Genomic DNA, 14,083 nt, shown 5'->3' with positions numbered 1-14,083 from the left:
CGGGTATGCCGTAGGAGATCTTCGTTTGCGCAAAGACCTGGGCAGATGCGGCGGCAAGCGTGCAGGCCAGCAGTTTCTTTCGGCAATGGGGGACCCGATGAGCGTGCATGCCCGGAAATCCAAATGGGGAGGTAGAGCCCCGACAGGGGCCCTGGATGAAGGGGGGCGGCGCAGTCTTACGGGGCGGGTTCGAACAGCAGGACCAGATCGCCGCTGTAGCTCCCGTTGGTACTGAGGGTGCTGTTGGCGGCCTTGGTGGGAGCCTTGACTGAGATCTTCAGGTCATGCTGTTCGTCGTAGCCGTCGGTTTTCTGCGCGACCTGGACAACCTTCACCGCCGAGCCGAATTTCACCTCGTTTTCGCCCGTGGATTGGGTGATGGAAACCTTGGAGTCGGTCATCTGGTAGACGCCGTTGGAAAGCTGCAGGGGCTTTGCCAACGACACATTGAAGGCGGCGCCCTTGGTCCAGACGCGGATCGGCAGGGTCTTGGTGAACTCAGCCTGCTTGTAGTCCTTGGCGTCGAGTTCTTCCGTGCCATACCACGTGGAGCCGTCGGGCTTGGAAACGAAAATCGCGTCGTTGATTTGGGCCGTCAGGGTGATGGTCTTGGAGACGGGGGCCGCGTGCGCCATGCCGGCAAACGCGCCAGCCAATCCCATGGCGATCAGGATCTTGCTCAGTTTCATAGGGGAACCGGGAGTTGATGTTGAATGAGCGCCTTCGAGGGGTGGTGAAGGCGGGTTTGGGTACCGGACGTCTTGTGAACATCCAATGCCATGCATCATCTCTGTTCGAGGCGCTTCGAGGTCTGAGAAATTTCTTGTTCTTCGTGCCCGGAAAAGCCATATGCCGCGATCACGGATAGCGGCTGCCCACCTTGAAGTCCCGCCATCTATCGCCTCCCATCGCCAACATCAGATCCAGGCTGTCCGCGCCGATGCGCGAGGACAGCAGCTCACCCTGGAACATCAGGTTGGGGAAGGCGCGCATCCAATGGAAATCGGTGGCGTCATCGGTACCCATGATCAGCACCGGCAATTTGAATGCCTGCGCGCGCTGGAGCAGCGAAAAGAACCTGGCGTGAAGCATGGGGTGTTGCGAGAAGCCCCGGGGTATCTTCATGTGCACGCCCGCGACGCGCAGAACGCCATGGGAGGCGGGCCGGCCGTCCACCAGTGTCGGCCCGATTCTTACCCGCAGGCCGGCAGCGAAGTCGTGGCGGTTGCGGAAGAGTTCGGCATCGGGAAGCAGATCCCACGCCATGGGGATATTGAGTGTGAACAGCGACGCCGGATAACTCAGGTCTGGCATGCTTTCGTCGGCTTGGCCGGAATGCAGGCGCAGGCGGTTCTGGTCCAGCGACAGGTTCAGTTCCGCGCATACGGCGCGGGCCGACCACGAGGAGACACCGGCCGGGCTGTCATAGCCGAAGGACAGCGGAATGCCTTGGCTTCCCTGACGGAAGAGAAGCAGCGCGGCGCGCAGTCCGTTCATGGCCGCATGAGCGTCATCCGGCGGCGGTGCGTGGCTTTCAGGCGTATCGGGCAAGGCGTATTCGCATACCCGGCCGTCCGCGGAAAAGATGGGTTGATAACCGGTGCCCGAAGGAACTGGACTTTGGGGCGTGGAGCCGGCGCCGCCGCTGGGGACGTATTCCATTTTTCCTGTGCGTGCCCGCGCGTTCCTGGCCAGAATGGCGACGGCGCTTGGCGCGCGGGGTTCGCATTATGTTTTCAAAATGTGATTCTAGAAACCAGCGGATGCGTGGACTTTGGGAATTTTCTGATTTGCTTCAGCCCTGCGTTTCACCGGAAATCTCGGTCATCTTGTCGCGCAATTGCGTGACGAATGCGGCGAGGCGTGCGGGCATCGCGCCGTCCAGTCCGCCCTTGCGCAGCTGCGTTTCCAGGTCTTCGGCCTGGCGTGACAAGTGGGTCATGTGCACGGCGGCGAGGCCGCCGCGTATCCGGTGCAACGCGGCGCGGACGTCCGCGCCGTCACCGCTGTTCCTCGACGCTTCCAGGCGGGCGATATCGCGCTCCATCGTTTCCAGGAAAACAGCCCTGTATTTGGCGGGAATCGCAGGCGCGCCAGGAAGCGGCGGTCCGGCGGTTGTGCGTTGCACCGCGGCGGGAATACTCTCCGTGGCGGTCCGCGCCGCGGCATAGGCCTGCAACTGTTGCCTGAGCGCGCGCAGACTGATCGGCTTGGCCAGCCAGGCGTCCATGCCGGCGGCCATGCAGCGCTGCTTCTCCGCCTTGGTCGGATTCGCCAGCAGGCCGACGACAGGTATTTCGGCGCCTAGGGCGCGCAGCGCGCCGGCGAATTCATAGCCGTCCATGCCGGGCATGCCGATATTCGTCATGACCAGGTCGAAGGGCTGGATTTTCCACAACGCCAAGCCCTCGGCGCCGTTCGACGCCAGTACGGGGCGGCAGCCCAGGCGCTTGAGTTGATCCCGCAGCGTGGCCTGGTTGATCGGGTTGTCTTCGGCGACCAGTACCCGCAGGTTCAAGGGGCCTGGGTCGGGCGGCAGCGCGCCGGCCGCGCCCGACATGAGCTGCTGTATGGCATAACCTATCTGGCGTGTGGAGTGCCGGTCCACCAGGGCGCCGTTGCCGCGCGCCGTTCCGGCCAGAATGTGCGGGCCTTTCCATGGCGCAGGTTCGGTGTTCCGGATCAGCGCCAGGTCGACCAGCACGCAGGTTTCGTCGCCATGCGCGACGCTGCCTGGGGGAACCGTGCGGGACTGCGCTCCCCATAGCCGCAGCCATTGGGATATGTTCTCGCTGGCCTCCTTGCGGGCGCTGCGCACCAGCACGCGCAGGCCCTGCAACTGGGGAACCGGGGCGGGTGGTGCGTCGGCCTGGTTCAGCAGGAGCGAGAGGGAGAAACTGCTGCCCAGTCCGGGTTCACTGACGATCCGGATGCGGCTGCCCATGAGCGCCGCCAGGCGGTCGCACAGGTACAGGCCCAGGCGCGCGCCATGAGCCGCGCGCGAGCCAGCGCCGGATTGCTGGAAGGCTGCGAACAGGCTGGCCTGGCCGGCGGCGTCGATGCCTATTCCGCTGTCGGAAACCTGCAGGTCCAGGCGCACCTTGCCGTCTGGCAAACCCTGGGCGCGCATGCGGGCGACGACATGGCCGGACTCCGTGAACTCGATGGCATTGTTCAGCAGGTTGCCGAGGATTTGCCGGATGCGGCCGGCATCGCCGCTGACGCAATCGGGCACCGAGGTGTCCAGGCAACCATAGATGAGCAGTCCTTTCCGTTCCGCCAATGCGGCATGCTGGGCCACCGCGCTTTCCATGAGTTTGCGCGGGTCGAATGCGCTGGTTTCCAGGGCAAACTGGCCGGCCTCCATGCGGGCGATGTCGAGCAGACTGCCGAGGAACTGCCGGAGCTTGGCGGAGGCGCTCTGGATGCGCTCGACCTGCTGCCGCTGTTCTTCGTTCAGCGGCGTCATGCCCAGCACTTCCAGGGTGCCCAGCATTCCATACAGAGGCGTGCGAATTTCCTGAGTGATGGTGGCAAGGATGCCGGCGCCGGATTGATAGACCTTGTCGGCCTGCGCCTTGGCGCTGCCCAGCAGGCGGTCCATTTCGGCGCGGGCGCTGATGTCGGCGAAGGCGCAAAACACGATGTCCTGCCCACGGTACCGGGTAGGCGCATAAGCGACGGCCAGGGACCTGCCATCAGGGGTATTGAACGTCGCCATGTGGCCGGGCTCTTGCGCCAGGCGGGCCAGGCGCAAGAGCTGTTTCGCATCTTGCGTGTCCGGCAAGGTCTGGCCCTTGCCCGCGCCCAGCCATTGCAACGCCAGGGCATTGGCGAAGACCAGGCGGCCGTTGGCGCGCGAGAGCCCGCACAGCGCGCACGGAACCGTGGTGAACAAGGTCCGGCCGAGCGCCTCGCATTCCGCGAGCGCGCGCCGCGCCGCGTTCCCCGGTTCGGCGACATGGCGGCGGTGCCAGAGCCAGAATTGGGTGCAGGCGCAAAGACCGGCGGACAACAGCAGCAGCGCGCAGGCGGACAGCCAGGCATTGGCTCGCAACAGGCTGCCGTACTTCAGCTTGTAGTAGCCGGTCCAGGAGCCTGTGCTGTCCGTGGTTTTCAGGATCAGCCCGTCGGCGGCATAGCGGAAGCCCAGGCGCTCCATGGCCGGCAATGCGTCGTCGCCCAACAGCACGTCTCCTTCGATCCCGACCAGCCAGAATTGGTCATGGAGAGGCCGTTCAAGCCCGGCGGGCATGGTTTCCTGGCGATCGAGATGGCGGGCGAGCGTCGAGAAGTCCAGCTGCAACAGGTCTGCCTGCTGCCGCAGGACTTGCTGCCCTGCGCAGTAGAGTGCGGCGGCGCAGAACAGGGCAAGGGGAAGGAAGCGGAGGAACGCGGCGCTCAGGCGGCGCAGGCGGCAGGGGTTTTTCTTCAGCGGCATATCCAGTATCGGAAGGCTGTCGGCGGGCCTTGTCCTAGTGCGGAGGGGACAATGGGGTGAAGTAGGGGTTGGGCTCGTAGGCCAGCAGTTCGCTGAATGCCGTGACGTTGACGGCGGCGGAAATCAGGAACCCTTGCGCCACGTCGCATCCGATGCGGCGCAGCAGCTGCAGGTCCTCCACCGTCTCCACGCCTTCCGCGGTCACTTGCAGACCGAGTTGGCGTCCCAGCTGAATCGATGCCACCAGGGCGGCTTCCATTACCTCGTCGGCCGCCGCGCCGTTGACGAAGGCCCTGTCGATCTTCACTTCGGTGTACGGCGTGGAGATCAGGCTGTACATCGAGCTGTAGCCCTTGCCGAAGTCGTCCTGCGACAGTCCGAAGCCCTTCAGGCGCAGCCGGCTCGCGCCCATGTGGAATTGGCCGGCGACTGCCGGCATGTCGTCCTCGAGCAGTTCGAAGGTCACGTCAGCGGCGGGAACGTCGAGTCTGGTGACCATGGCATGCAGTTCGTCCGGCAGTTGCGGCAGGTCCAGCAGGCTGGCGGAAAGATTGACCGAGATGGGGATGCGGTATCCCTGATCGCGCCAGATGGAATAGGCCTTCAAGCCGTCGCCCAGCATGCGCATGAGCAGTTCGCGATCCAGCTTGTGGGCCCGTAGCGACTGAAGGAACGAGGCGGGCAGCATCAGGCCGAATTCGCGGTGCTGCCAGCGGACCAGCGCTTCGGCGCCCACGATGTTGCCGGAGATGAGCGATTTCTTGGGCTGGAACCAGGCCTGGATACTGCCGTCCCGCAGGGCGTCTTCAACCGTGCGCCTGTCAAGCAGGGGGCGGATGCAGCCGGAGCCGGACTGCGCGGCCTGAGGCGCGGCCGGTTTTCTCAGCAGGCTCGCCGCCAGGCCGTTGATCTGCTCCGGGGAGACGGGCTTGATGAAACTGCCCAGCACCGCGAAGCCGCGCTCCTTGGCCATGAGACCGATGCTGTTGCTCATCCGGCGTGAGCATCCCGTGACGATCGCCAGTATCGGATTCAGGTCCTGGTTGGCGAGTTCATGGATGAATTGCGCGCCGTCCATTCCGGGCATGTCGACATCCATCAACACCAGGTGATGGCCTTCGTTGCGTATCCGTTCCAGGGCATCGTTCGCGTCGAGCGTGGTGTCGACGTGGCTGAAGCCAGCGTCTTCGAGCATGTCTTTCAGCAGGACGCACTGGTAGGCGTGGTCATCCAGCACCAGCACTTTGAGTTTGGACAGCATGTTCTATTCAGCCTTCTGCATATGCGCGCAGGGTTTCGGTCAGGGCGACGATGGGCAGGGGTTTCAGCAGCACCTGGTTCATGCCGGCTTCCAGCCCCTTATTGATGGTTTCCGGCGCGGCGCTGGCAGTTACACCCAGTATGGTTCCCCGGTAGCAGAGCCCGCGCAGCGCGCGCGCCAGCTCGTAGCCGTCGAGCACCGGCATGTTGATGTCCGTTATCACCGCGTCGTACTGGTCCGGATCCCACCGCTGCAATGCTTCGCGGCCGTTGAAGACGATGGTGGCCGCGCAGCCCAGATGTTCGAGCTGCTCGCGCAGGATGACCTGGTTGATCGCGTTGTCCTCGACGACCAGGATCCGCAGTCCCAGCGATACGCGCGGCGCGTGGGGCGGCGGCAGCAAGGTCTGTTCGTGGCCGTGTTGGGCCATGCTTACCGCGACGCCTATGCTGAAGGGATTGTCCTGGCTCGTGATGCCGAGACGGCCCCCGTGCGCGGCGATCGAGGCATGGTCCGCGCCGGGAGCGAGCACGCGCACCTTGCTTCTGCTCCAGGACGGCTCCGGTTGCGCGGGCGGCCAGGTCTGCACCAGGACCGCATGTTCGGACTCCTGAGCCTGGGCCTGGCCGCGATACGGCAGGGCGATGGCGCCCCATTTGTTCAGCCAGGCGCAGGTGTTCGCCACGACTTCGGGGATCGCTCCGCTGACGTATACGGCGCTGCGTCGCAGCAGGATAGGCGAGGCCGGTTCCATTTCGGTCACTTCCAATGCAATGGCGAACGTGATGCTGGTGCCCAGGCCCACGTCGCTGACGACGGATAAACTGCCCCCCATCAGGTCGGCCAGGCGCCGGCTGATGGTCAGGCCCAGTCCGGTGCCGCTTATGTCTTGCTCCACGCCGGAATGCGCCCTGAAATAGGGTTCGAACAGCTGGACTTGAGATTCGGCGCGTATGCCCACTCCCGTATCCGTAACCTGGAAGCGCAGCGTCACCTTGCCCGATTCGGCGCAGCTGGCCGCCGCGCGCACCACGACGCGGCCCGCCTCGGTGAATTTGACCGAGTTGCTGACGAGGTTGTTGAGAATTTGCAGCAGCCGGGTTGGATCTCCCTTCACCGTTGCCGGCATGCCGGTATTGGCCACCGAGAAGATCAGCAACCCCTTGCCCTGGGCGCGGGCGGCGTAGTTCGCCACCGCCTTTTCCAGCAGGTCGGCCGGGGAGAACTCGGAGATGATCAGGTCCTCGTGGCCGGCCTCCATGCGGGACAGGTCCAACGTGTCGTTGATGGTGCGTAGCAAGGTCGAGGAAGACTGCTGCATGGTGTGCAGGTATTGCTGTTGCTGGCTGCTCATGGGCGTGAGCGCAAGCAGTTCCAGCGTGCCGAGGATGCCGTACAGCGGGGTACGTATCTCATGGCTGATCGTCGCAAAGAACAGCGTTTTCGCGTCGCTCGCCTGGTCCGCGGCCTGCTTGGCATCGCGCAGGGTGCACTCGACCTCCTTCTGCGCCGAGATATCGCTGATGGCGCATATCACCACCTCCTCGGCCTGGTAGCAGGTCGCGGCGTAAGTCAGGCAGACTGTGCGTCCGTCGTCCAGCTGGTACTCGTGCCGGCCGGCCTGGACTCCCGCGTGGCGGATGTCCTGGCGCCAGCTCTCGTGCGCGTCCAGCAGGCGGCGGCCGGCCTCGTTCGACATGACTTGGGTGCCGTCCGCGGGGCGCACCAGGCTGAGTCCGATAGGCGCGACTTCGATGATTTTCCGGTTCAGGGCCAGGCTGTCGATGAGCGCCGTCTGGTGCCGGATCGAGGGCGAGACCAGCTTTTCCCGGATGTGGCGCACTCCCAGCAGGACAACGGTGCTCAGGCAGGCCGCGACGGCCCCGGCGGTCCAGAAGGACGTCGCGCCATGCCGCAGCACGTCCCCAGTCGGCACGTAGTAAACCAGCCGCCAGCCGGCCTCGCCGACGGTCTTGCTCAGCGCCAGGCTATGGGGCAGCCAGCTGCCGCCCAGAAATCCGAAGGAATTGCGAGCCAGTCCCGCCGCTGCTGATCCCAGGGCGGAAGGCGAGGGACCGCCGCGCAAGGCTACCTGGCCGTCGCTGTCGTAGAGCGCGTAGCTTGCGCTGTCGCTTGCGTGTTCCGGCGCGATGACCGAGGCGATGCCTTCAACCTCGAGTCCCAGCCAGGTCTGCTCCCGCCCCGTCGAGTCCAGGGGAGTGTAGAGAAATAGATGATCGGTCGTTTCCGTCAAGGGCCGGATCCAGATGATGGGCGCGCGGCCGTCCGGGTCTGGCGCAGGCCGGTGCGTAGCCAGGGTCTCGTAGAGCGATTGTCCGGTGCTGGCGGAGATGCCGTGCCTTGGCGCCCTTGTGTCGTCCAACGCCTGCCGCGTCGTGCCGGGGCCCGCCAGCGTCGTATAGACGATGCGGGCATTGGCCGCCGCGACGTCAGCCCGGTTGCGGCCCGTGAGTATCAGCGCCCACTCATAGGCGTCGGCGTCGTCGAGCAATGGAAGCACGCTGATTTGCCCGGTTTCGCCAAAAGTTCCGGGCGCGGCGTGCGCTTGCATGCGATCCGTATTGCGCACCGAGGAGGCCGCCAGGGACCGGAGCAGGGCTTCACGCTGGTCGAAGAATATCTGCGCCTTGTCGGCGGCGGCGTTCATGCGGCGGCGGTAGCTGGAAACTTCATCGCTGAACGACCAATACATGGACAGCATCGTTCCCACGAGGATGCACGCCAGCAGCGCCAGGGCGAGCAGGTGCAGCAGGATCATGGGCAGCCGGGAGGTTGCCGGCATGAATCCATCGGGGAGGCTGGGGGAGGCCGTCATGCAGCGATGGTATGGGCCGGTGCTATCCCCCAGGATAAGAAAATTCTCAAAAGTTACCGGGAAAGTCCAATGAATATCAAAGGCTTAGCGGGATTTTTGCGAATTTTAGGCAATGCGGCGGGCGGTGCGGCGGCGGCGGGTTGAGCGCCGAGCCCAGGGGCGGCATGAACGTGTCAAGTTGTTATCGGCGGATGGTATCCACAAGCGTCACTTATTTTATTGGATGGTATCCATATTATTGAATTAATAATCCGGTTGGTATCCGTTATTGATTATTGGATTATCAAGATGGTATCCGTACTTACTGTTTCAATAATCTGAAGGGTATTTGCCGGTTAATTCTCCGTATTGCAAAAAAATCGGTATAAATTGCGTCCTTTTTTGAGAAGGCCTATTCAAATTATGTAGGCCTGCTGCGTTACGTATTAATACTTTCGCAGCAATCTGGTAATGGCTGCAAATAAGATTATTAACCGAAATATGGAGAATCCACGTTGATATACGGCACGAAGAAATGGCTAACGGCGACGCTCGCACTGAGCGCGTCATACTGCGTAGGCGTCAAGGCCGCGGACCTGACCGTTGCGCCTGGCAATACGCGGGTATTTGACGGTTCGGCCAACTTCCCCGGCGGGGTGGATGTCAGCGGCGGCACGCTGGTGGTCGGCGGCAATGGCGGCGGAGCGGGCGTCACGCTCGGCGGCAACGTCAACGCGACATCGAACGGCATCGTCGCGGGCTTCGGCTCGATCAATGGCGATCTCAATGTTTCCGGCGCGCGCGTCGCGCCCGGCTATTCCGTGGGCACGCCGACTGGGGTTTCCAATGGCAACATCGTGGTCAACGGCAACCTGTCGATGAACAACGCGGTGTTCGACTTCGAGACAGGCTATGCGGGGCTGCCCATCACGCAACCCGGCACCGGCGACAACCTTACCGTGCGCGGCAATGCCGCCATCAACAACACGACGCTGAATGTCTCGGTTAACACCTTGGGCGTGAACGCCGGCTACTACCGCATCCTGTCCTACGGCGGCACCCTGAGCGGCAACGGCCTGACGCTGGGTTCGGTCACCGGCGACTCCACGCCGCCCGCGACCATCCAGTCGCTGACCGGCGACAAGCAGATCAACCTCATCCTGGGCCCGAGCACGACCAATCTGTGGAACGGCAACGGCGCGGCGTCCGCCACCCGCGCCGGCGGCGGCAGCGGCACCTGGACCGCGACCAGCGGCAACTGGAATAGCCCCAGCAATGCCACGGGCGCTCTGCCGGACGGCGGTTATGCCATCTTCACCGGCGCGGCCGGCACGGTGAGCGTCGACGGCAGCGCGGGTCCCGTGCGCGTGTCGGGCATCCAGTTCGCCACCGACCGCTATCAAGTGCAAGGCGCGCCCATCACCCTGGTGGGCAGCGGCGGCAACCCGCCGGCCATTGTGGTCGGCGACGGCACCTATGCCTCCGGCCAGTTCGTCGACACCATTCACAATTCGCTGCAAGGCACGCAGGGCTTCGTCAAGACCGGCCCCGGCTCGGTGATTCTGACCGGCGACAGCAGCGGCCTGACCGGCCCCATCCTGATCGCCGACGGCGCATTGGAAATCGACGGCAAATTGAACGGTCCGATGGACATCGGCCGCGAAGTGGTGCTGGCGGGCGTCGGCCAGGTCGGCACGACCACCCTCTATCCCACGGCCGTGATCTCTCCCGGCAACGATGGCTCGCCCATCGGCACGCTGACCGTGAACGGCAACCTGACCTTCGGCCAGGACACCATCTATCGCGTGCACGCCGATCCGGCCAGCAGCGCGAGCGACCGCATCCATGTCACCGGCATTGCCTACCTGGACGGCTCCGTGGCGCATGTGGGTCCCGACGGCAACTACGCGCCGCGCACGACCTACACCATCCTGACGGCGGACGGCGGCATCCAGGGCAAGTTCACGGGCGCCTCCAGCGCGTACGCGTTCCTGACGCCCACGCTGAGCTACGACGCGAAGAACGCGTTCATGACGCTGGCGCGCAATGACGTGCCGATCGGCAGTATCGGCGGTTCGGGCAACGAGAGCAGCGTCGGCGGCGCGCTCGATAAGGAAACGCCGCCCACGACCGGCGGCGGTTCGGGCACGACCGGCAGCGGCTCCGGCACGACGGGCAACGGTTCGGGCACGACCGGCAGCGGTTCGGGCACGACCGGCAGCGGTTCGGGCACGACCGGCAGCGGCACGGGCACGACCGGCAGCGGTTCGGGCACGACCGGCAGCGGTTCGGGCACGACCGGCAGCGGTTCGGGCACGACCGGCAGCGGTTCGGGCACGACCGGCAGCGGTTCGGGCACGACCGGCAACGGCTCCGGCACGACCGGCAGCGGTTCGACCACGACCGGCGGCGGATCCTCGCTGGTCGGCAGCGGCATTGGCGCGGACAAGAACACCGCCGCCAGCCAGGTGGCGACGGCCGTCCTCACCATGACGCCGGGCGAAGCGCGCTCCGCCTTGAAGCAGTTGTCCGGCGAAGCGTATGCCAGCACCTCCAGCGTGTTGTTGAGCCAGGCTGACACCGTGCGTTCGATGTCGCTGGACCATTTGCGCGGCAACCTCGACGCGCCGATGCGCGCCGGACGCCCCACGGCCCAGCTGGGCGCGGCTTCGTCCGACGGCATGCCGCAAAGCGGCGCATCGCCTGTCTGGGCGCAGGTCTTTGGCAACTGGAGCACCTTTGGCGGTGATAGCAACGCGTCCAGCGTGAGCCAATCGTCCGGCGGCCTGTTCGTTGGCGGCGACGGCGCCGTGGGCGGCGGCTGGCGCCTGGGCGGCGCGGTGGGCTACACCGGCACCCACAACTCGATCTCCGATACCTCGTCGCGCTCCAGCGTCGACAGCTATACGGCGACGATGTTCGGCGGGCGCAGCTTCCAGGCCGGTCCCGGCAACATCCGCTTCATGGCGGGCGCGGCCTACACCTGGCACGACATCGACACCAAGCGCGACGTCGTGGCCGGAAGCCTGAACCAGCGTCTCAAGTCGTCCTATAACGCCTCGTCGACGCAATTGTTCACCGAACTCGGCTACAAGCTGCCGCTGGGCGATGCCTATACCGTCGAACCCTTTGCCGGCCTGGCCTGGAACCAGCTGCGCACGCGCGGCTTCCAGGAGTCGGGCGGCACGGCAGCCCTGCGCGGGTCGAGCAGCACCGACGATGTGACCAGCACCACGCTGGGTCTGCGCGGCGGCTGGCAGTTCGGTTCGGATCAGGCGCCGGGCCGTCTGACCGCAACGCTGGGCTGGCGCCATGCCATGGGCGATGTGAAGCCGAGGCAGGAACTGGCTTTCGACGGCGGCAGCACGTTCTCGGTGACGGGCGTGCCGATCGCGCGCGACGCGGCGGTGCTCGGCCTGGGCGCCGAAATGGCCATCACGCGCAACACGACGGCCGGCATTTCCTACGACGCGCAGTTCGGCGGCGGCAACCGCCAGCAGTCGGGCCTGCTCAGGCTGGCCGTGCGCTTCTGATCGGGCGCAGCAAGGCGCAACAGGCATCGCGATTGCGGCGCCCGTTGTGCCTGTATGGGCTGTAATTTAGGTCAAATGAAAAAGGGGCGAATCGAAAGATTCGCCCCTTTTTTTGGACTTGCCCAAGAGTGCGCGTTGAGCGGAGCCAGAGCGGACGAGACGCAATGGGTCCTAGTGCTTATCGGCCCCTTGCCATCGCAGATAAGCCGAGCGGGTAACGGCAGACACTGAATCCAGGACTTTCCGGTGATCGACCTGATGCCGCAGCATCAGCCGCGCATCGGCCACGGCGCGGGATTTGCAGAACCAATGGCAACTGTGCTGCAGCAGATACAACTCTGCCGAGAGGTGGTACGCGCGCTCTCTTGCGTCCCAGTGGCTCTCGTTGTCCACGACATGGCGCAAGCCGGATGCATGGATGTGCAGCAGTTCACGAAAATCCCGTGTCATTGCAGGAAGAAAGCGCTCGATGAATGGCACGCAGAACGAGAGCGTGCTCACGCGGGTAGCCTGTGGGCTTTCCTTCTGCATGGCGTCGGCCAGAGACCGCACTTGTGCCGCCACGGCGCGTTCGGTCTGGGCGAAGGTTTCCAGCACCTGCAACTGGCGTGTTTCAGCGTCTTCGCGGATGGCGCGGGTGTAGCCTTGCGTCAGTGTTTCCATGTGGCGCTCAAGCTGCAAGCCGCCCAGATGACGCCCCAGCAACGCAATGCGGGCGCGCTGGTAGCGCACGCGCAGCACCTGCCATGCCGCGACAAGCACCAGCAGGATCAATGCGGTATCCATTGCCCGTGTCCCTTTATTTTCCAAGCGGCACAAACCGCAATGAAAAAAGGGCCCGAAGGCCCTTTCTCAAGGATTTCCAGGAAAGGCCTGGAAATCAAAATTTGGAGCGGGAGACGAGTCTCGAACTCGCGACCTCAACCTTGGCAAGGTTGCGCTCTACCAACTGAGCTACTCCCGCATTTTCGTTGCTTCGAGCCATCCGCGATCTTGGCGATCGTGGGCGGTTCCAGGCAAGCGAGGCGGAAGTATACCCAATTTTCCAAAAGATGCACGCGGCCCGCGGAATGCCGCGATGCGTGCCTCCGATCCGGCGGGCTGATGCTGCTTCGTCACCCCAGTGATCGCCATTGATTGAACATGCGGCGGCGCGGCATGCGCTGGATCTCCAATCCGGCGCTATGAAAGCGCGAAAATTATCTTCAAAAAATATCAACTAAATCTATATTGCTTCACTATTACGCAAGATTCAGAATTCTGTTCAGGGGCGCGACGTGTCGCCCGAGGGCGGAAAATGGATACCAAGAACTCCACGAATCAGAGACAACTCACGGTCCGCATTTCCCGGGGGACCGAGGACGGAAGCTACTCCACGTACTCGGTTCCCTGGCGGGAAAACCAGACGGTCCTGGATGTGGTGACCGAAGTCCAGCGCACGCAGGAGCCCAGCCTCTCGTACCGCTACGCATGCCGCGTCGGCGTCTGCGGCTCCTGTGCGATGACGGTCAACGGCAAGCCCCGCTGGACCTGCCGGACGCACGTGAGCCGCGTCGAGGAAGACGGGGTGATCGTGATCGAGCCGATGCGCAACATGCCCCGCATCAAGGACCTCGTGGTCGACATGAGCGAGTTCTTCCAGAAGTGGGCGCGCGCCGGCAACACCTTCATCGGCACGGCCACGCGCAACGATCCGCCGGCGCTGGTGTCGCCGCAGAGCAAGAAGCGCAAGCAGGCCGACGCTGCCATTGAATGCATCAACTGCGGCGTGTGCTACGCGGCCTGCGACGTGGTGTCATGGGACAAGGACTATCTTGGCCCGGCCGCCCTGAACCGGGCGTGGACGCTGTTCAACGACGAGCGGCACGCGGATCCCAAGGACGTGCTGCGCAAGGCCACCTCGGGCAGCGGCTGCAATTCCTGTCACACCCAGGGCAGCTGCATGAAGCACTGTCCGGTCAGCCTCAGCCCCACCGGCAGCATCGCCGGACTGAAGCGCAGCGCCATTCTCAGCCTGCTCAAGGGGGGCTGAC

The 14,083-nt window shown here is 64.3% G+C and carries 8 protein-coding genes and 1 tRNA gene; 2 read left to right on the top strand and 7 right to left on the bottom strand.

The annotated features are described in order from the left end of the window. Positions 1 to 176: 176 nt before the first annotated feature. The 5 genes from HWY37_RS12355 to HWY37_RS12335 form a co-directional block, all read right to left on the bottom strand. Entirely contained in the window at positions 177 to 689 is a 513-nt protein-coding gene (locus HWY37_RS12355) for a CS1 type fimbrial major subunit (protein ID WP_175205140.1), read from the bottom strand. Positions 690 to 858: 169 nt separating this feature from the next. Next, positions 859 to 1,662, bottom strand: coding sequence for a hypothetical protein (locus tag HWY37_RS12350; protein ID WP_176088728.1), 804 nt, complete (start codon positions 1,660 to 1,662; stop codon positions 859 to 861). Between the two features lie 133 nt (positions 1,663 to 1,795). Further along, positions 1,796 to 4,441: a hybrid sensor histidine kinase/response regulator gene (locus tag HWY37_RS12345; protein ID WP_176088727.1), complete on the bottom strand. Its 2,646-nt coding sequence runs from the start codon at positions 4,439 to 4,441 to the stop codon at positions 1,796 to 1,798. 34 nt (positions 4,442 to 4,475) lie between these two features. Further along, a complete protein-coding gene (locus HWY37_RS12340) occupies positions 4,476 to 5,702 on the bottom strand; it encodes an EAL domain-containing response regulator (RefSeq protein ID WP_175205137.1) in 1,227 nt (408 codons plus the stop codon). A 7-nt stretch (positions 5,703 to 5,709) separates the two neighbouring features. Then, entirely contained in the window at positions 5,710 to 8,505 is a 2,796-nt protein-coding gene (locus HWY37_RS12335; protein WP_246302267.1) for an ATP-binding protein, read from the bottom strand. 527 nt (positions 8,506 to 9,032) lie between these two features. On the opposite strand from HWY37_RS12335, the gene HWY37_RS12330 reads away from it, so the two are divergent. Then, positions 9,033 to 12,050 carry an autotransporter family protein gene (locus tag HWY37_RS12330; RefSeq protein WP_176088726.1) on the top strand — a complete coding sequence of 1,006 codons (3,018 nt, stop codon included), beginning with the start codon at positions 9,033 to 9,035 and terminating at the stop codon, positions 12,048 to 12,050. 171 nt (positions 12,051 to 12,221) lie between these two features. On the opposite strand, the gene HWY37_RS12325 is transcribed toward HWY37_RS12330, so the two are convergent. Both HWY37_RS12325 and HWY37_RS12320 read right to left on the bottom strand, forming a co-directional pair. Continuing rightward, the gene (locus tag HWY37_RS12325) at positions 12,222 to 12,836 is read right to left on the bottom strand and encodes a hypothetical protein (protein WP_175205135.1); all 615 of its coding nucleotides are present in this window, start codon (positions 12,834 to 12,836) and stop codon (positions 12,222 to 12,224) included. Positions 12,837 to 12,938: 102 nt separating this feature from the next. Next, positions 12,939 to 13,014: transfer RNA gene (locus tag HWY37_RS12320), tRNA-Gly, on the bottom strand. Positions 13,015 to 13,347: 333 nt separating this feature from the next. On the opposite strand from HWY37_RS12320, the gene HWY37_RS12315 reads away from it, so the two are divergent. Beyond that, the gene (locus HWY37_RS12315; protein WP_176088725.1) at positions 13,348 to 14,082 is read left to right on the top strand and encodes a succinate dehydrogenase/fumarate reductase iron-sulfur subunit; all 735 of its coding nucleotides are present in this window, start codon (positions 13,348 to 13,350) and stop codon (positions 14,080 to 14,082) included. Position 14,083: the final 1 nt, after the last annotated feature.

The organism is Achromobacter anxifer, assembly GCF_903652925.1.
Lineage (GTDB): Bacteria > Pseudomonadota > Gammaproteobacteria > Burkholderiales > Burkholderiaceae_B > Achromobacter > Achromobacter anxifer.
This window is presented reverse-complemented; position numbering and strand designations above follow the sequence as displayed.